Origin of the sequence: Dactylosporangium sp. NBC_01737, from assembly GCF_035963215.1 — a bacterium.
In the GTDB taxonomy this organism is placed as follows: domain Bacteria; phylum Actinomycetota; class Actinomycetes; order Mycobacteriales; family Micromonosporaceae; genus Dactylosporangium.
Genome location: NZ_CP109153.1, coordinates 13,013,449 through 13,032,155, shown reverse-complemented (window position 1 = coordinate 13,032,155; position 18,707 = coordinate 13,013,449). Strand labels below are relative to the sequence as shown.

The 18,707-nt window shown below is 71.5% G+C and carries 16 protein-coding genes; 7 read left to right on the top strand and 9 right to left on the bottom strand.

Annotated elements, in window-relative coordinates; genetic code table 11:
- The first annotated feature begins 57 nt into the window (after nt 1-57).
- From OHA72_RS60135 to OHA72_RS60125, 3 genes are all read left to right on the top strand, one after another.
- The gene (locus OHA72_RS60135; protein WP_327005026.1) at nt 58-1,620 is read left to right on the top strand and encodes a sugar transferase; all 1,563 of its coding nucleotides are present in this window, start codon (nt 58-60) and stop codon (nt 1,618-1,620) included.
- A gap of 33 nt (nt 1,621-1,653) precedes the next feature.
- A complete protein-coding gene (locus OHA72_RS60130) occupies nt 1,654-3,468 on the top strand; it encodes a hypothetical protein (protein WP_327005025.1) in 1,815 nt (604 codons plus the stop codon).
- Nucleotides 3,469-3,591: 123 nt separating this feature from the next.
- A complete protein-coding gene (locus OHA72_RS60125; protein ID WP_327005024.1) occupies nt 3,592-5,358 on the top strand; it encodes a GMC oxidoreductase in 1,767 nt (588 codons plus the stop codon).
- A 73-nt stretch (nt 5,359-5,431) separates the two neighbouring features.
- Here the strand turns inward: OHA72_RS60125 and OHA72_RS60120 are convergent, their stop codons facing one another.
- From OHA72_RS60120 to OHA72_RS60095, 6 genes are all read right to left on the bottom strand, one after another.
- A complete protein-coding gene (locus tag OHA72_RS60120; protein WP_327005023.1) occupies nt 5,432-6,679 on the bottom strand; it encodes a hypothetical protein in 1,248 nt (415 codons plus the stop codon).
- Between the two features lie 82 nt (nt 6,680-6,761).
- The gene (locus OHA72_RS60115; protein ID WP_327005022.1) at nt 6,762-8,771 is read right to left on the bottom strand and encodes a glycoside hydrolase family 6 protein; all 2,010 of its coding nucleotides are present in this window, start codon (nt 8,769-8,771) and stop codon (nt 6,762-6,764) included.
- A 201-nt stretch (nt 8,772-8,972) separates the two neighbouring features.
- Nucleotides 8,973-9,218 carry a hypothetical protein gene (locus OHA72_RS60110; protein WP_203851168.1) on the bottom strand — a complete coding sequence of 82 codons (246 nt, stop codon included), beginning with the start codon at nt 9,216-9,218 and terminating at the stop codon, nt 8,973-8,975.
- A 293-nt stretch (nt 9,219-9,511) separates the two neighbouring features.
- Complete coding sequence (locus OHA72_RS60105; protein ID WP_327005021.1) at nt 9,512-10,108, bottom strand: DUF305 domain-containing protein; 597 nt, start codon at nt 10,106-10,108, stop codon at nt 9,512-9,514.
- Nucleotides 10,105-10,893 (bottom strand): lytic polysaccharide monooxygenase, encoded by a 789-nt coding sequence (locus OHA72_RS60100; RefSeq protein ID WP_327005020.1) that lies wholly within the window; start codon nt 10,891-10,893, stop codon nt 10,105-10,107. Before OHA72_RS60100 ends, OHA72_RS60105 begins: the two co-directional genes overlap by 4 nt.
- Before the next feature lie 91 nt (nt 10,894-10,984).
- On the bottom strand, nt 10,985-12,301 hold the full coding sequence (locus tag OHA72_RS60095; RefSeq protein ID WP_327005019.1) for an NAD(P)/FAD-dependent oxidoreductase: 1,317 nt from the start codon (nt 12,299-12,301) through the stop codon (nt 10,985-10,987).
- Nucleotides 12,302-12,378: 77 nt separating this feature from the next.
- Between OHA72_RS60095 and OHA72_RS60090 the strand changes: the two genes are divergently transcribed.
- The gene (locus tag OHA72_RS60090) at nt 12,379-13,521 is read left to right on the top strand and encodes an MFS transporter (protein WP_327005018.1); all 1,143 of its coding nucleotides are present in this window, start codon (nt 12,379-12,381) and stop codon (nt 13,519-13,521) included.
- 388 nt (nt 13,522-13,909) lie between these two features.
- Complete coding sequence (locus OHA72_RS60085; protein WP_327011894.1) at nt 13,910-15,343, top strand: SDR family NAD(P)-dependent oxidoreductase; 1,434 nt, start codon at nt 13,910-13,912, stop codon at nt 15,341-15,343.
- A 19-nt stretch (nt 15,344-15,362) separates the two neighbouring features.
- On the opposite strand, the gene OHA72_RS60080 is transcribed toward OHA72_RS60085, so the two are convergent.
- Together OHA72_RS60080 and OHA72_RS60075 are read right to left on the bottom strand one after the other, a co-directional pair.
- Nucleotides 15,363-16,064 carry a bifunctional nuclease domain-containing protein gene (locus tag OHA72_RS60080; RefSeq protein ID WP_327005017.1) on the bottom strand — a complete coding sequence of 234 codons (702 nt, stop codon included), beginning with the start codon at nt 16,062-16,064 and terminating at the stop codon, nt 15,363-15,365.
- A gap of 68 nt (nt 16,065-16,132) precedes the next feature.
- On the bottom strand, nt 16,133-16,921 hold the full coding sequence (locus tag OHA72_RS60075) for a sporulation protein (RefSeq protein WP_327005016.1): 789 nt from the start codon (nt 16,919-16,921) through the stop codon (nt 16,133-16,135).
- Nucleotides 16,922-16,958: 37 nt separating this feature from the next.
- On the opposite strand from OHA72_RS60075, the gene OHA72_RS60070 reads away from it, so the two are divergent.
- Entirely contained in the window at nt 16,959-17,354 is a 396-nt protein-coding gene (locus tag OHA72_RS60070; RefSeq protein WP_327005015.1) for a MerR family transcriptional regulator, read from the top strand.
- A 6-nt stretch (nt 17,355-17,360) separates the two neighbouring features.
- Here the strand turns inward: OHA72_RS60070 and OHA72_RS60065 are convergent, their stop codons facing one another.
- Nucleotides 17,361-17,957 (bottom strand): FMN-dependent NADH-azoreductase, encoded by a 597-nt coding sequence (locus tag OHA72_RS60065; protein WP_327005014.1) that lies wholly within the window; start codon nt 17,955-17,957, stop codon nt 17,361-17,363.
- A 140-nt stretch (nt 17,958-18,097) separates the two neighbouring features.
- Here OHA72_RS60065 and OHA72_RS60060 point away from each other — a divergent pair, with 140 nt between their 5' ends.
- A complete protein-coding gene (locus OHA72_RS60060; protein ID WP_327005013.1) occupies nt 18,098-18,628 on the top strand; it encodes a MarR family winged helix-turn-helix transcriptional regulator in 531 nt (176 codons plus the stop codon).
- The last annotated feature ends 79 nt before the right edge of the window (nt 18,629-18,707 follow it).

Sequence of the window (18,707 nt, the reverse complement as noted above, 5' to 3'; positions counted from 1 at the left end):
CACTAGCATGCTGTTCGTCCGCGGTGGCAGAAAGTCGCCCGGCATTCGGGGGAGAACGTGTCATATCCGCGGCAGCCGACCGTCGGCGTCGAACCCAAGGCGGGCGTCGACGCAGAGGCCGGGCCATTCCAGTGGTGGGTGCCCGAGCAGCGCACAGCTGACTCCGGTTCCGGTTCCAGCTCCGGTTCCAGCTCCGGTTCCAGCTCCGGTTCCGGCAGACGTCAGTACGCCGACATCGACGGCCCCACTGTCGTGCAGCCCTACCTCGGCTCCAGGCTCGCCCGGTCGACCCGGCCGCTGCGGGCCTGGATGATCTCCGTCCCGATCGACCTGCTCGCGTTTCTCGTGCCGTTGCTGTGGAGTCTGCAGCACTGGAAGGGCCTCGGCGTCGCGGCTCTGTTCAGCGTGCTGCTGTTCGCCTTCGGCGGGCTCTACCGTGGCCGGCGGCACCTGAGCTTCCTCGACCTGGCGCCCGCACTGTTCGGGCGCACGCTGATCGCCTGTGCCATGGTCGGGATCATCTTCGCCGAGCGGCACGGCCCCCAGGCGTACCTCGCCGGGCTCTTCCGGCAGATGGGCGTCTCGGTGCTCGCGGTGCTCATCGGCCGTGCCATCACCACCAACGCCGTGATCTTCGCGCGGCGCCGACGCTGGGTCGAGCACGGCGTGGTCATCATCGGCGGCGGCCCGGTCTCGGTCGAGCTGGCCCGTCTGCTGCGCCGTTATCCGCAATACGGACTGCGGCTGGTCGGCTTCGTCGACGAGGACCCCGGCACGCACGACCGCCGCGACATCATGCCGTTCGTCGGCACGCTCGACGACATCGAGACGCTGTTAGGAACCGTCGACTGCGACGTCGTGATCATCGCCGACCCTACCTGCGCAGAAGGCCGCCTCATCGAGATCGCCCGTTCGCCCGCCATGCGGCGGTGCGACCTCTGGATCGTGCCAAGGATGCGCGAGTTCCCGTCCGACGGCGGCGTGCCCGACCACGTCGGCGCGATCCCACTGGTCCGGGTGCACCGCCCGACGCTGTCCGTCACGCGCCGCGTCGTCAAGCGCGCCTTCGACGTGATCTTCGCCTCCGTGGCCTTGACCATCCTGAGTCCGGTGCTGCTGCTCGCCGCGATCGCGACCTTCGTCGAGGGCGGCCGCGGCATCTTCTTCCGCCAGCAGCGCATCGGCTTCCAGGGCAAGCCGTTCGAGGTGCTCAAGTTCCGCTCGATCCGGCCCAGTTCGGAGACGGAGTCGCAGACGAAGTGGTCGGTGGCCGACGACCCCCGGATCGGCCCGGTCGGCCGGTTCATGCGGCGCACATCCATCGACGAGCTGCCCCAGCTCTGGAACATCCTGCGGGGTGACATGACCGTCGTCGGCCCGCGCCCGGAGCGGCCGTACTTCGTCGACCGTTTCACCGCCAACTACCCCGACTACGCGATGCGCCACCGCGTACCGGTCGGGCTCACCGGCCTGGCCCAGGTCAGTGGCCTGCGTGGGGACACCCCGATCTCCGACCGCGCCCGGTTCGACAACTACTACATCGAGAACTGGTCGATCTGGCTCGACGTCAAGGTTCTGCTGCGGACCGTCGGTGAGGTGCTGCGTGGCGGCGGCCGATAGCCTCGCACCGCAATTCGATCGAATAGGATGAACATGTCAGATCGGTCGGAAGCCGGCGTCCAACTCGCGCAGCACGGGTCCGACGCCCCCGAGGCGCAGCCACCCCGCCCCGCCGGGATCCTGCGCGCCGCCGGCCGGCTCCTGTCGCACGAGTGGACGCTCGCGGCGCTGTGCTCGATCCTGCTGTCGGTGGCGATGACGTGGCCGACGATGCGCGACCCGTTGCACACGCTGCCCGGCGACACGTGGGACCCTTCGCTGCAGGCGTGGGAGATGTCGTGGGGCGGCTGGGCGGTCCTGCACGACCCGGGTCGGCTGTGGCAGACCAACACATCCCTCGGTGAGCAGTATGCCTTCGCGTTCTCCGACACCCTGCTCGGCTATCTGCCGGCCAGCCTGATCGGGTCCGGGCCGCAGGCCGCGATCCTGCGGTACAACATCATGTATGAGCTGGCCTTCGCGCTGGCCTTCTTCGGCGCTTACATGCTGGCCCGTCAGCTCGGTTCGCGTGTCGCCGGCGCAGCCGTGGCGGGCGCGGCCTTCGCATACGCCCCGTGGCGCTGGGTGCAGATGTTCCACCTGCACGTGCTGTCGACCGGCGGCATCGCGCTGGCCCTGGCCATGCTGGCCCGCGGCCACGGTTACTCGCTGCGACACGGCTACCGCCCGGAGGCCGCCCGGCCGCGCTGGGTGCTGGCCGGCTGGTCGGTCGCCGCGTGGCAGGTGACCCTCGGCTTCGGCATCGGCCTGCCCTTCGGCTACGCCCTCGCGGCGCTCGGTGTGTTCGCGCTCGCGTGCTGGCTCCGCCGCCGGCCACGCTTCGACAAGCGGTTGCTGCGCCTCGACGCCGTTGGTGGGCTGATCTTCGTCGCGGTCAGCGGCGCCATGGCCGTGCCTTACCTCAAGGTGATCGAGATCTACCCGTACGGCCGCCGCACCCTCACCGACGTGCTGTTCTACTCGCCGCCGATTGAGGGGTTCCTCACCGCGTCACCTGACGACTGGCTGTGGGGCGACGCCCACCAGGGGTTGCGCGCGCAACTGGAGGGGCGCGGCGGCTGGGAGGCGATCCTGCTGCCGGGATATGCCCTGATCGCCCTCGCGGCGATCGGACTGCTGCTGTCGACGTGGTCCTGGCGGCGGCGGCTGTGGCTGGGGGTCGCGCTGGCCGGGGCAGTCACCCTCGCCATGGGCCTGCGAGCTCCGGTCAGCGTCTTCTACCGCTTGGCGTTCGAGTACCTGCCCGGCTGGGATGCGATCCGCACGCCGGGCCGGCTGGTCGTGTGGGTGACGCTGCTCCTGGCGATGCTGGCGGCGGGTGCGGTGACAGCCGTCGGTGAACGTCTGGGCCCATGGCTGCGCACCCTGCGACCGGCGTCATCCCGGGCGCTGCTGGCGCTCGGGATGCTGCTGCCGGTGTCGCTGGTGCTGCTCGAGGGCATCCAGACGGCGCAGTACCCGACGGTGCCCAAGGCGCCCGCCGCGTTCGCCAGTCTCAAGGGGCCGATCCTGGTCCTGCCGTCGGACTGGATGGACGACGAGCTGTACATGTTGTGGTCGACGACCAACTTCGTGCAGCTGGCAAACGGCTCGAGCAGCTTCGCCCCGGTCGGATTTGAGAAGACCCGGCAGGTCACCCGCAACTTCCCGGACGAGACCAGTGTGACCCACCTGCGCTCGCTCGGCGTGCGCACCGTGGTCGTGCTCCGAGAGCCGCACGCCGGCCTTCGGCAGAACCCGCCGGAGGGTGCGATCCTCTCGCAGCACGCGCTGACCGCCACTGGCGAGGGTCTGGGAATCACCCGCGAGGAGCAGCCCGACGCGATCATCTTCCATCTGCAACCGTGACGACCCGCTGACAGTCCGGCCGGCGAGGCACGCCGTCCTGGGCTCCTGACCGCGCCGAGGGCCGTCGCGACACGGACGGACGCCGGACACCTGAGCGCAACAATGCGCTGCGAGGCTGTCGCCGTGTTCGAGGTGCGCTTCCTGACCGACATCCACCGGCCGGACGAGGACGTGGTGCTGCGCACCGCCGACGACGGCTGGATCGCCGACCATCCCGGGATCTTCACCGACGGCGCGTGGACGTTCGCGCTCGCCGACCGGCCCGGCCCGTTCGTGTTCAAGTTCGTGCTCGACGGGACGGCCTGGATGGCGGGAGCCGATCTCGTCGTGGAGCCGGTCCCGGGCGGCCGGTACGACTTCACCGACGCGGCGGTGACGTTCGCACCGCAACCCGCGGTGGTCACCGAGAACGGCCGCGTGCAGCAGCTGCTGTTCCCGCCCGCGCACGACGAGGAGCACGTCTACGACGTGATCGTGGTCGGCTCGGGTATGGGCGGCGGGCTGCTCGCCGACCAGCTCGCCGACGCGGGCGCGGACGTGCTGGTCCTGGAGGCGGGCTCGCTGCTGTTCCCCACCCATGTGGCGAACCTGCCGCGCCGGCTGCGGATCGGGCAGTTCGACAAGAACGTGTGGGGGCTGTTCGGCGACTTCAGCGTCGCCAACTACGTCAACGCGCCCGGGTCGTTCTTCGGCGGGGCGCAGGCGTTCAACCTCGGCGGGCGTTCGGTGTTCTGGGGCGGGCTGATCCCCCGGATGGGCGCGTGGGAGCTGGTGGGCTGGCCGGCGCCGGTCGCGGAGTACCTCGGCACCACCGGCTACCGCCTCGCCGAGGACGCGCTCAACCGCAACGGGCCGCTCGGCTCGCCGTTCCAGGAGCAGACCAAGCGGCGCCTCGCCGAGCTGCTGCCGGACTTCGACCACCTGGACGCCCCGGTGGCGGTGCAGTACCAGGGGTACACGCCGCTGTCCGTGCCCGGCGGGATGTTCTCCACCGCGGACCTGCTCAGCGAGGACCGTCTCGCCGTCGACGCCGGCGCCCGCCGGCCCACGGTGAACCTCAACCACGCCGTGCAGCGGGTGCTCGTGGACGGCGCCCGCGCCACCGGCGTCGTCTGCTACGACCTGCTCGGCCGCCGGCAGCGCAGCTACCGGGCGGACACGGTGGTGCTGTGCGCCGGCACGATCGAGTCGGCGAAGATCGCGCTGCAGTCGCAGCTGGCCGACCCGGCGGGGCTGATCGGGCGCGGGATCACGGACCACCCGATCATGTTCACCCACTTCTCGTTGCCGGCCGGATCGCCGTCCGCCGCCGCGCAGGCCTCGGCGAAGGTGTGGTCCCGGCACCGTGCCACCAGCCCCGACAACCATCCGTACAACGTGGTGGTGGAGCTCGGCGCCGACTTCAACCAGGGCCGCTACATCGACCCGGACAACCTGCGCCGGCACCGGGAGGCCAAGGCCGACGCCACCCTCGGCGAGATCGTGTTCCTGTTCAACGCGCCGCTCGTGGAGACGAACCTCGTCCAGCTGGACGGCCCGCCGGACCGGCCGGTGCGGGTGGAGGTCCAGCCGTACCCGCTGCCGGCCGCGCTCCTGGAGGAGGTGCGTGACCTCGCCGGCACGGTCCTCGCCGGCCTGGGCGCCGAACCCCTCGCGGGCGAGAACCTCGACCTGGCGACCGCGAAGCTCGGCGGGGTGGCGCACGAGGTCGGCACGTTGCGCATGGGCGCCGACGGCGCGTCGGTGGTCGACGCCGACCTGCGCTTCCACGCGTACGAGAACCTGTTCGCGTGCGACAACTCGGTCTTTCCCAGCTCACCGGCGGCGAACCCGACGCTGACCCTCGCCGCGCTGAGCCTGCGCCTGGCCCGGCACCTCACCAAAGGCTGAGTCCGACCACGTGCGGTGCGTGCAACGAGCGCGGCCTCGCGCGGTCCCGGACACCGCTCACAGCACGGCTCGGTCACGCGGATTTGCGGGTGATGCGGTATTCGAGTGTCAGGAACGGCAGGCCGAACAGCGTGAAGGCGTGGTCGGCGCGCAGTTCGCCGTCTTCCACGTACACGTCGAGGGCTTCGGCGAAGCCGTGCACCGCGAGGGTGGACAGGTCGCGGCTGTCCGCGTCGATGTAGCTGAGGTAGTGGCCGGTCTGGCCGTCGGCGCCGCGGCTGGTCAGGCGCAGCCCGCCGTCCTCGCGCTGCCGCGGTGCGAGCGTCGCGGTGAAGTTCGCCTGGGGGAGTGGGAAGCCGACGCTGACGTAGCCGCGGTCGCCGTGGCGGTACGTGGTGTAGATGCCGACGTAGATCGGCTCGTCGGTGTCGGCGAAGCTGCGGATCCAGCCGCGGGTCTCCACGCCGCCGGCGGTGACGGTGTCGATGCGGCTGCGGACGCCGCGCAGCGCCTCGCGCTGGTTCATCGGCACGTTCGCCTGCCCCAGCGGCCGGGCGACGAGGGTGCGGTAGAGCAGGTACCCGGGGCGCACCCAGGGCCGCCAGCGGGGCACGATGTCGAGCGTGAACCGGGTCGTGTGCTCGTAGAACTCCCGCACGAGGGGGTCGACGCCGGCCGGGTCGAACTCCGGGCCGGCGAGCCGGCCGAGGTCCGCGACGATGCCGACGTCGGGTGCGGCCTCCCCGTAGACGCCGCCGGTCGCCTCGGCGAGCGCGCGGACGTAGCCGGTGCCGACGTAGCGGGTCCGCGCTTCGAGGGGCACCACGAACGGCAGCCGCTCCGCCGGTGCCTTCTCCGCCACGAGCGTCACCTGCGGCTCCCGGAACACCAGCTGCGACAGGGTGCGGAACGCGACCACGCTCGCCGCGGCCACCTGCGCCGGCGGCCGCCCGCGCATCGCCGCGCCGACGGCAAGCCCGACGACGGGTCCGAGCGCGACCTTGTGCGGCCGGATCCCCATCGCCCCGGCGACCGCCCCGCTGGCGACGCCCACGGCGAGGGAGCTCGCGCCCGCCTTGCCGGCCGCCCATCCGGCGGGCGCCGCGACGGCCCCGCTGGCCGCGATCCGGGACCAGACCGCCGGGATCTCGTTCGGCCGCTGTACGGCCCGCGCGGCGGCGTCGACGGCGGCGAGTGCTCCGGCGCCGAGCAGTGCGCCCTTGACCGCGCCGCGCGGCCCCCGGTGCGCGGCGAGGGCCGCACCGGCCGCCGCGCCCATCAGGGCGGCGAACCCGATTCCCTGCGCCCGCTTCGCGTCCATGGCGTCTGTTGTACACGCCGGAGCGCACAAAGACCGGAGGGCCCCCGAAACCTCGGGGACCCTCCGGCGTGCGATCGGCCTGTTACAGCGCCGGGTACGCGTTCTGCATCAGCTGCTGGAACTGCGCGGAGAACCAGGCACCGGAGACCGGGGCGTTGGGCAGCGCGCCGCTCATGCTGTTGCCGTTACGGCCGTTACCGGTGTACGTCGGGTCGCACATCCCGTCGAAGCCCTTGCCGCCCGGGTTGTTCGGGCCGGTGGGGATCAGCGAGCTGGAACCGTCGGACTCGCCCGGGGGCTTGATCCAGACGTACGCGTCGATGCCGGTGGCCGGGGTCGCCCGCGGCCGCTCACCGAGGCCGGCGCCGCTCTGGTTGCACCAGTTGCCGGCGTGGATGCGCCGGTCGATGCGAGAGGCGTTGACCCAGGTGTTCATGTCGGTCGACGTGCTGGCCGCGGTCGGCCGGGCGGTGCCGCCCCAGCCGTTGCGGGAGGTGTCGATCAGCATGCCGATGTTGGAGTTGAAGCCCAGCGAGACCAGCTTGGTGCGGAACGCCTGGGCGAAGGTGAGCTCGTCGGTGTAGAAGTTCCAGTCGACCCACTTGGACTGCCGGACCGACTGGCCACCGACGGTGGCACCGATGGTGACGAACGGCTCGGTCAGCGCCGAGTAGTTCGCGGTGTTGGTGATGAAGCCGTCAACGGTCGCGAAACCGCCGGTGGCACCCTGCGCCACCTGGGCGAACAGCGTCGCGGCGGGGCCGAAGTTGCTGTCCCAGCCGAGCCAGCCGTGGTGCGCGGCGTCGATGTAGTTGTAGGTGTTGGTGCCGGCCGCGTGCAGCTTGCTCAGGGCGTACTGGATGCCCGTCGAGTAGTTGCCGTTGGCCTTCATGACCGCGCAGGCCGCGGTCGCGCCGGCCTCGCCGCCCGCGTTGGTCACGATGTTCGGCAGCGAGTCGATCTCAACGATGTTGACGATGCGGATCGACGCGTACTTGGGGTCGGCCTCGATCGCGGCGATCGGGTCGATGTACTCGGTCTTGTAGCGGTCGATCTCTGTCGGGCCGAGCTCACCGTTGGAGGCGAGCGCCGCGCAGTCCCGGCCGGGCAGGTTGTAGATCACGAACTGGGCGAGCGTGGCACCCTGGGCGAGCGCGTTGTCGAGGTGCTTGCGCATGCTCGTGGTGTAGCCCGAGCCCGACGGCGCCGTGATGGCGTCGATCGTGTCGAGCCAGACGCCCGTCGGCTGGTTGGCGATCCGGCTACCGCCGGACTCGGCGGAGGCCTTGGCCGACCAGTCCGGGTTCACGTAGACCTTGGCGCCCACGTACGGGTTGTCGACGTGGGTGCCGTTGTTGCCCCCGGTGGTGACCGTGATCGGCACCGAGGTGCTGGTGGCCGTCGCGTTCGCGGCGTTGGTCACCTTGGCGGTCAGCGTGTACGAGCCGGCGGCGACGTTCGTCCAGCTGTACGTGTACGGCGAGCTGGTGTCGGTGCCCAGCAGCGTCGTGCCGTTGTAGAAGTCGACCTTGCTGACCGTGCTGCCGGGGGCGGTCGCGGTCGCGGCCAGGCCGACGGTGGCGGGGGCGGTGAACGAGGAGCCGGACGACGGGCTCGTCAGCGCCACGGTCGGCGCCGTCGGGTTCGTCGACGTGGAGGACGACGCCGATGCCGACGGCGAGGTCGGCGTGCCGGTGCAGGCCGTGCCGTTCACCGTGAAGTTGGTGCCGGCGGGGTTGGCACTGGTCCAGGCGCCGTTGAACCCGAACGAGATCGTCCCGCCGGTGGAGACGTTGCCGTTGTAGCTCAGGTTGGTGGCGTTGACGTGCACGCCCGACTGCGTCTTGTTGGCGTTCCAGATCTGCGTGATCGTCTGCCCCGAGTTGCCGAAGTCCCAGCCGACGTTCCAGCTGGTGAGCGGGTCGCCGAGGTTCGTGACGTCGACCTGGGCCCCGAAACCGCCGGGCCACTGGTTGGTGATCGTGTACTTGGCCGAGCAGCCGGCTGCCGCGAACGCCTGGTTGGCGAGCACGACGACCCCGCCGGTCGCCACGAGTGTGGCGGCCGATATGAGGGCGAACTTGCGCCTCATCGAGTCTCCCTACATTGACGAACTGCAATTAACGACCTAATCACCGTCCGTACAGGCAGGGTCTTGCGTCAAGGCGGCCACCGGCGGGCAGGCCGCTCACCTCGGGGGCCAGCCGTAACTTCTCTGAAACTTACTCGGCGAACCCCCCGCCGACCTGCGTGTTCGCGCCCGGCGGGGGTGTGATCGGGCGTGGAGCCGGCGTCATACGGGGGCCGGGAGGATCGCTATCAGCTGGGTCGGGGGTTCGAGGGCGTCGACGAGTGTGTCGCCCTCCAGCCAGAGGCCGCCGGCGCGGCAGACCAGTGCGGCGGCCGCCTCGACGGGGCAGGGGAGCAGGGCGCCGCAGGCGCCGCAGCGGGCCGGGTCGTCGGGGTCGCGTTCGAGGTGGCGGGTCTGGAGTTCAGCGGCGGTGGTGACGAGGACGCTGTCAGGGTCGAGGTGCAACATGCCGACGATCGTGCCGCCGGTACCCCGGCCGATCGGTGCGCAAAACGGGTGAAATGCCTGCGTGCGGTGGATCACCCGGCGCCGGGGTCAATGGGACGGCCTGCCGGTGCCCGCGCACTGGGTCGCGGCGCCGTCGGCCTGATGGGCGGGGGTTGGCGAGCCGGCATTGACGTTGACCCGCGCGTCGCAGACCGGGCAGCGGCTCGTGGCTTCCGAGGATGACATCGCGTACCTCACAGAACGAAGAACCGGACGAGGGAAGTGATTCCCCTCGCCCGGCCTCCCCGAACATCTCAGCCGCTGACGAGCGCCAGCATCTGCTTGATCTGCTGGGTGCGCGACAGTTCGATGCGCTCCGCGAACTGCTTCACGGTCGTGTTCTGGCCGTTGGTCTTCAGTTGCTGCGCCATCTCGACCGCGTTGTGCTGGTGCGCGATGAGCAGGTTGAGGAACTTCATCTCGAAGTCGGCGCCGGACGCGTCCCGCAGGGCCCTGAGCTGCTCCTCGCCGGTCGCGGCCTGGCCGCCGTGCGCGGCGTGGCTGCTGTGGTCGTCGGAGCCGGTGGCCTGCTCGTTCCAGCCGGTGAGCCAGCCGGTCATCCGGCCGACCTCCTCGGCCTCGGTGACGTCGATGGCGCCGGCGAGGTTGACGACGTCCTCACGGACGCCCTTGTCCCTGCCGAGCTTCAACATCTCCAGACCCTGCCGCTGATGGCCGATCATCATCTGCAGGAACAGCACGTCGTAGGCGTTGTGCGGCCCCTCGGCGACGGCCGCGACGCCCTGCGGGGTGGCGGCGGCGGGCTTGTTGACGTCCTTGCAGCCGGTGAGCAGGACGGCGGCGGCGACCAGGACGGCGGCGACGGTGCGGATGCGCGTCACGACGGTCACACCGGCAGCCAGAGCGCGAGGGTGTAGATCGGCTCCCACGTGTAGATCGACGTGTGCGACTGGCGGCACTGGTACCGGCGGCCGTCGTAGGTGACGACGTCGCCGACGCGGTACGTGACGCCGGCGGCCCAGGCGGCGCCGCTCGGCGCGGGCGGCTTCGTCGTCGTCGGAGCCTTGGTCGGCGTCTTGGAAGCGGTCGGCGTCGGCTTCGTGGTGGCGGTTGCCGTCGGCTTCGGTGAGGACGTCGCGGTCGCGGTGGGCGTGGGCGTGGAGCCGCCGCCGATCTGCAGGTCGACGCAGTTGTAGAAGGCGTTCGCGGTGTCGGCGATGTTCCACACCGCGAGGACCGTCTGGCGGCCCGAGTAGCCGGCCAGGCTCACCTGGTGCGCCACGGTCGCGTTCGGCTGCTTGCCGCCGTCGTTGAACTGCGCGATGCGGGTGTTGCCGATGAAGTAGTCCCACGTGCTGGTGGAGTGCCGGGCGGTGAGCACCCAGTTGAACGTGACCGAGGTGCCGACGGCGGTGGCGGGCCAGTTGCGGCTGTTGTCGTTGAGCACCGCGAACTCGGGCTTGTTCGCGTTGCACGTCTTGAGACCCTTCGGGCCTTCGACGCTCTGCGGCTCGTACTGAATGGCGCCGCAGTCGGCGACCTTCCCTTGCGCGCACAGTGCCTGGCGGCTCGGTGGGGACGACACGTATCCGTGTGCCGACGCAGGTGAGCCGAACCACAGGGTGCTGGCCGCCGCACCCAGGGCGACCAGCGGATAGACCACGGATCTACGCATTTGCAAACACCTTCCACACCATTGTTCGCGGGGTGTGGAAAACGTATCGGAAGGGCGCTTAACGAGCCCTTCTGTGATTTGCAAATCCCGCCTAACGCGTATTTATGGGGGCGTTAAGAGAGGCGCGTTCCGGGGTGGCCGTATCGAGGGGCACGTGCGCGCCGCGGACCAGGCCGAGCTCGACCGCGGGCCGCCCCGCCACGGCGTCCAGGACCCAGTCGGCGACGACCCTGCGGCGGTTGCCGGGCAGCGAGAACAGATGGTAGGCCCGGGTGACGGCCTTCGCCGGCAGCCCGGACAGCGGCACCCGCAGCGGGTTCGCGGCGGCGTCGGTGCCGCCGAGGTCGACCAGGAACCCCAGGTCCCTGTGCTTGTACCGCCGGCGCCGCCCGATGCCGAACGACGCGGCGACGTTGTGCGCGGCGAGCTCGCCCTGCCGCACGGCGTGCTGCGCCGTCATCGGGGTCAGCATGCCGGGCCGGGTCAGATCGGGCACGGCGGCGGCGTCGCCGCACGCGAACACGTCCGGGTATCCGGGCACCGTCAGGTACTCGTCGACGACGAGCCGGCCCTGCCGGGTGTGCAGCCCCAGGGCCTCCACGAGGGGGTCGGGCCGCACACCGACGCACCAGATGAGGGTCCGCGTCGGCAGGACCCGGCCGTCGGTGAGGCGGACCCGGTCGGCGAGGGCCTCGGCCACGGAGCAGCCGGTGAGCACCTCGATGCCGCGTTCGCGCAGCACCCGGTCCGCGGTGCGCGACAGCCGCGGCGACAGCTCCGGCAGCACCCGTGGCGCGGTGTCCAGCAGCAGCCAGCGGACCTGCTCGCCGGCGAGCGCGGGCTGGTGGCGCAGCAGGTCACGCACGGCCAGCTGGCAGTGCGCGGCGACCTCCGTGCCCGTGTAGCCGGCGCCGACCACGACGAACGTCAGCCGGGCCGCGCGCTCCGCCGGGTCGTCGGCCACCGCGGCCTGTTCGACCTGCCGGATCAGGTGGTCGCGCAGGTACAGCGCCTCCGGCACGCCGCGGAAGCCGTGCGCGTACTCGGCGAGCCCGGGGATCGGCAGGAGCTTGTTGACGCTGCCCGCGGCCAGGACGAGCCGGTCGTAGCCGAGCCGCCGGACCTGCCCGTCCGGGTCGTGGTAGCGCACCTCGGCCCGCTGCGGGTCGACCCGCTCCGCCTCGCCGAGCAGGACCCGGACCCCGGGCAGCGACGCCGGCAGCGAGATCGTCACCCGGCGCGGTTCCAGGACGCCGGCCGCCACCTCCGGCAGCAGCGGCAGGTACAGGAAGTAGTCCGTCGGGTTGAGCAGCGTGATCCGCGCGTTGCCGCGGGACATCCGGGACAACCGCCGGGCCGCGCGGAACCCCGCGAACCCGCCGCCGACCACCACGATGTGCGGTGCCATCTTCGCCTCCAGTCATGAGCGTCACACCGCGATACCCGTGTCGACGCGACTCACGCCCGCAGCGCATGATCGCGGGCATGCTCACCGTCGTGCTGCGGACCGCGCAGGTCGCCAGGGTCCTCGCGGCCAGCACCCTCGGTCGCCTGCCGCTCGGTGCGGCGCCGGTCGCGCTGCTGCTGTTCGCCCGGGAGACGCTGTCGATCGGCGCGGCCGGGGCGCTCGTCGGGGTGTACACGGCCGGGGTCGCGGTCGGCGGGCCGGTCCTCGCCCGCGTCGCGGACCGGCTGCGGCAGCCGCCGGTGATGCTCGCCGGCGCGGCCGTGTCCACCGCCGGGTTCCTGCTGCTCGCCTCCGGGGTGCTGCTGGCCGCCCTGCTGGCCGGGCTGGGCGCGCCGCCGTTCGAGGCGGGGCTGCGGGTGCTGTGGCGCACGCTGCTCGACGAGGAGCAGGTGCCCACGGCGTACACCCTGGACATCGCGGTGCAGGAGCTCATCTTCATCTTCGGCCCGCTCGTCGCCGGCGCCTCGGTCGCGATCGGCGGTCCCGTCGCGGGCCTGTGGGTGACGGCAGGGTTGCAGCTGCTCGGGACCGTGTGGTTCGTCACCACCCCGGTCGTGCGGGGCTGGCGCGGCGAGCACGCCGAGCGGCACTGGGCCGGTGCCCTGCGCTCGGGGCGGCTCAGGCTGCTCCTGGTCGCGGTCGTTCTCGTGGGTACGGGGGTGGGCAGCCTTCCCGTCGCGGTGATCGACTACGCGGAGTCGGCCGGCAGCCGGAGCTGGTCGAGCTGGATCCTGGCGGCCCAGGCGACCGGCGCGCTCACCGGCGGTCTGATCAACACCCGGGTGAAGGTCGACGGGCGCCGGCTGCCGCTGCTCGCGCTGTGCCTCGGCCTGGGGTTCGCGCCGCTGCTGCTCACCCCGTCCTCGCCGGTGCTGCTGCTGCTCCTGGCGATGGTCTCGGGGCTGTTCCTGCCGCCGTTCCTGGCCGCGACGTTCGTCACGGTCGACCGGATCGCCCCGGCAGGGACGGCGGCGGAGGCGTTCGCGTGGGTGGCGACGGCGTTCTCGGTCGGCGCGGCCACCGGCGCGGCCGTGGACGGCGCGATCCTCGACGTGACCACCGGGCCGCGGATCGGTTTCCTGCTCTCCCCGCTGGTCATCATGCTCGCCGCGCCGCTGCTGATCCCGATCGCCAAACACGTTCGGGCGGCGATGAACTGATTTGTCCGAAATAACCGGAAAATCGGGTTTACTGGATAGTGTCGAAAGCAGCGCGGCGGCCACCGGCAGAACAACGGGGGACGGTGGACGTCGCGGCAGCGGCGGGTCCGGGGCGGCAATGGCGCCACCCGGACCCGTTCGGCGTTTCGCGTACAGTTCCGGGGTGACTCCGCACGACCCCACCCTCGTCTCCGCCCCTGCTCCCCGGGCCGGCCGGTCCTCCTCCGGCGATCCGCAGGGCGCCGCGGTCGATGCCCTGACGGGCGCGTTCGCCGACGCCAGGGCCTCCGACGCCGCCGGTCCGGACGGTGCCGCGACCGGCCCCGACCACGGCGCAGACCTCGACGCCGGCTTCGGCGACGGCGGGGACGGGCTGGACAGCGACGGGGTGCCGTTCGGGCCCGGCGTCGACCCGGAGCGCCTCGCGATCTGCCTCGCCGTCTTCGACGAGCTGCAGGACCTGCCGCCCGACCACCCCGACGTGCAGCGTGTGCGCAGGGCGACGTCACACCTGTACAAGAGCGTCAAGCGGCAACGGCGCAGCGACCGGCGGGCCGCCATCACCGAGGCCGACCGCACCGTCACCGCGGCCACCGCGACCGGGGCACCCGGCCGCATCGACGACGAGACGCAGGGCCTCGCACTGGTGTCGCCCACGATCGGCGCGACCGCGGGCCGCCTGCAGCGCGCCAGGTCCTGCTACACGTGCAAGGACCGCTACGTCGACGTCGACGCGTTCTACCACCAGCTCTGCCCGTCCTGCGCCCGGCTCAACCGGCAGCGCCGCGACGCCCGCACCGACCTGACCGGCCGGCGGGCGCTGCTCACCGGCGGGCGGGCGAAGATCGGCATGTACATCGCGTTGCGGCTGCTGCGCGACGGTGCCCACACGACGATCACCACCCGGTTCCCCAACGACGCCGTGCGCCGCTTCGCCGCGATGCCCGACAGCGCCGACTGGCTGCACCGGCTGCGGATCATCGGCATCGACCTGCGCGACCCGGCCCAGGTCGTCGCCCTCGCCGACGACGTCGCCGCGCAGGGCACCCTCGACATCCTCATCAACAACGCCGCGCAGACGGTGAAGCGGGCGGCCGGCTCCTACTCGCACCTGGTCGCCGCCGAGTCGGTCCCGGTCGAGCTGGACGGGCCGGTGCCGGAGATGCTGACCTTCCACAAGGCGGACCCGCACGCCGAGCTGACGCTGGAGGTGGGCCCCGCCGCGCTCATCCCGCCGCACGCCCTCGCCGCGCTCGCGCTGACCACCGGCTCCGCCACCCCGGAGCGGATCGCGGCCCTCACCGCCATCGACGCCGGCGGCCTGGTGCCGGACCTCGCGTCGATCAACAGCTGGACCCAGCGGGTGCACGAGGTCGACCCGCTGGAACTGCTCGAGGTCCAGCTGTGCAACGTGACCGCGCCGTTCATCCTGGTCAGCAGGCTGCGCCCGGCGCTCGCGGCGGCGCCGGCCCGCCGCAAGTACGTGGTCAACGTCTCGGCGATGGAGGGCCAGTTCAGCCGCAGGTACAAGGGGCCCGGCCACCCGCACACGAACATGGCGAAGGCCGCGCTGAACATGCTGACCCGCACCAGCGCCGAGGAGATGCTCACCGAGGGCATCCTGATGACCGCCGTCGACACCGGCTGGATCACCGACGAGCGCCCGCACCCGACGAAGATGCGCCTGCACGAGGAGGGCTTCCACGCCCCGCTGGACCTCACCGACGGCGCGGCCCGGGTCTACGACCCGATCGTGCGCGGCGAGCAGGGCGAGGACCTCTACGGCTGCTTCCTGAAGGACTACAACCCGTCCGCCTGGTAGGGCGGGCGGGGGCGGTGCCTCAGCGCATCTGGTAGGACAGCGTGAACTTGCCGACCTGGACCTCGTCGCCGTCCTTCAGCGTGGCGCTCTTGACCCGCTCGCCGTTGACATAGGTGCCGTTGAGGCTGCCCAGGTCCAGCGTCGAATAGCCGAAGCCGCTCGGGTTGCGGTGGAACTCGACGTGCTTGCGCGACACCGTGTTGTCGTCCAGGACGATCTGGTTGGCGGAGTCGCGCCCGCAGCGGCAGATCTCGCCGTCGAGCGCAAACTCGGCGCCGGCTTCGGCACCCTTGCGGATCAGCAGCGTCGCCCGGCCGGACGGCAGCTTCTCCATGTGCGCGGTCAGGTCGAGGGGCTGCGTCGCGCCCTCGGGGGCGGCGACGGACGCCTGGGCGAGCAGCTCCTCGCTGGTCACGATCGGCACCCGCCAGTGGCGGGCGAGGGCGATCGCCTCCAGCGGCGCGGCCGGGACCCGGATGCCGTCGCCGAGGACGAGCTGGAACGGCCCATGCGCGGCGACGACCTCGATCGCGCGCAGCGGGGCGCGCAGTGCGGTCAGCGCTCGCTGGAACAGCTCAGCGCTGACCGGCTCGACCAGGTCCCGCGGTCCGCCTTCGACCGCGAACTGCAGGTGGCGGCCGGTCTGCTCGTCCTTGAGCAGCACCATCGGACGGCTCTGCCAGGTCTGAGCCCGCACACCAACGACGACGAGCTCTCGCATGCCCGGGCCTCCCGTGTCCGACGGTCAACTTTGATGTGCCGCTAACGGTACCGGGCGGGGGCTTGCTTTCAGAAATGCCAGCCCCGTCGTTCCGTCGCCTGGCGGACCCAGCCGTCGACCTGCGTGGGCCAGTGCACGCCCGCGGCCTGCGCATGACCGACCTGGAACCGGCTGATCGTGTCGTGTCCCTCGCTGATGAATCCACCGCGCTTGTCGAACTCGATGATCACCTGCGTGCCGTGCGGGTCGGTCACGAAGGTCACCTCGACCTCGTTGATGCGTCCCGCGTACTGGTGCGCGGCGTAGAACTCGATCTCCTGGTAGAACGGCAGCGTCTGGTGCACGCCGTGGATGTGCCCGCGCTCCAGGTCGGCGGCCTTGAACCGGAAGCCGAGCTGCACGAACGCGTCGAGGATGGCGCCCTGCACCGGCAGCGGGTGCACGTTGATCGCGTCCAGGTCGCCCTTGTCGAGCGCCCTGGCGACCTCGAGCTCGGTGCGCACGCCCATAGTCATGCCGGGCAGGCGCTGCCCGTACATGTGCGTGATCGGGGTCTCCCACGGCACCGGCAGCTGGAACGGCACCGCGTGCTGCTGCCCGGGCCCGAGCCGGAAGCCGCCGGTCAGCTGCTGCCGCTGGAACTCCACGGTCGCGTCATACTCGCTGTCGCTGCCTTCGACCTCGACGCGGGTCTGCAGCGCCACGACGATCCGCTCGACCTCGACCTCGTGCTCACCACCGGCGAAACGGACCTGACCCGACACATACCCACCCGGCTGAACGTCGGGGCTGTCCAGCACGGTGTCGACGCTCGGACCACCCACACCGAGTGCGCGTCGCAGGCTCTTGAAGACCATCCGCGGAGACTAACACGCAACACTGTAGGGTTGGCTGGTGTCCAGACTGCTGCGGATCGGGGAGCTCGCGAACCTCGCTGGAGTGTCCACCCGCACGGTCGACTTCTACACCGGGCTCGGCCTCATCGAGCCTGCTGAGCGTACCGCCGGCAACTTCCGGCTCTACAGCGCGGACTGCGTCGACCGCATCGCGGCGATCAGGGCCCTGGAGGCCAACGGGGTCAGCCTCGCCGACATGGCGGAGGCCCTCGTCCCCGGCAAGGGCGACCTGCCGGGCCAGCTGACCCAGCTCCAGGTCGACCTCGACACGCTGCGGGAGGCGGCCGCGCACTCCGGCCCGGCCGCCCACCAGTTGCTGCTCGCCCTCACCGCGCGCCTGCAGTCGCTGATCGCCACCGCCATCGAGGTCACGGGCAGCCTGCCCCCCATGTGAGGGTCGTCAGACCCTGACCAGCTCCGCGACCCGCACCCCGTGCGCGGCCGCCTTCTCGTGCCCGGCCTTCAGTGACTCGGCGGCCAGCCCGCGCAGCGGCGCCATCGCCGGCGTCACGTCCGCGAGCGTCAGCTCCGCCTCGGCGATGTGCAGGTCCAGGCCGAAGACCTCGCCCAGGATCCTGCGCAGGTACGGCGTGACGTGGTCCCAGCCCTCCTTCGGGGTGCCGGGCCCGTAGCCGCCGCCCCGGCTCAGCGTCAGGACCGCGGGCTTGCCTTCCAGCGGCCGGTCACCGTGCAGCCCCAGCCTGGGGTGCATCACGACGAGGTCGATCCAGGACTTGACCTGTGCCGGGAGGTTCCAGTTGTACAGCGGCACGGCGAACAGGAACGCGTCCGCGTCGAGCAGTTCGGCGCCGAGGCGGTCGACGAGCGCACGGGCCTCGTCGGCGGGCGGTGCGGTCGGGTCGACGGCGGCGCGGGCGAGGGCGCCCCAGGCGTCCGCCGGCAGCGGCTGGACCCCGAGGTCGCGCCGGGTCACGACGCCGTCGTGGTGCTCGGCGAGCCACGCCTGCTCGGCGGTGTCCGCGAGGGCGCGGCTCACCGATCCTGCAATACGGATGCTGGCATCGAGACGGAACAGGTGCATGGTGTGGTACCCCCACAGAGTTCGGCTGTTGTGTAGATAGTCTGCACAGCAGAACATCTTCCCGCAAGAGTGAGTGAGCCGCTTATCATTGCGGCATGACGCAGGTGCCGGAGGTTCGCGACGAGCTTCAGTCGGACCTCGGCTGGGCACTGGGCGTTATCCTGCGCGCCTATGCCAAAGGGGCCGGCAACGTGATCGCCGGCGTCCCCGGCGGCCCCCGTGGCTACCAGGTCCTCGCCGCCGCCGCCTCCGGCGCCGAGGGCACCCAGCTCGCCCTGGCAAACAAGCTCGGCGTCGACCGCACCGTCATGACCTACCTCCTGGACGATCTGGAGCAGGCGGGCCTCATCGAGCGCCGCCCGGACCCCGCCGACCGCCGCGCCCGGCGCGTCGTGGCCACCGACGCCGGCCGCGCCACGATGTGCGAGCTGCAGGGCAAGCTCGCCCACGTCGAGACCCGCGTCCTGAGCGCCCTCGCCGAGCCCGAGCGCGAGCTCTTCCGCGACCTGCTGCGCAAGGCCGCCACCCGCGTCGACGAGCACGACCCCCTCGCCGACGCCTGCACCGTGGTCGAGGAGCTCACCGACGCCCCACCGACCGCCAGGACCCGCCGCCGCAGGCCCTAGATGTCACGCTTCGGCGTGTCTGACAACGTTCTGGTCTCATCGGCGCGTCTGAGGTCCTGAGGTCGGCATACTTGGAGCG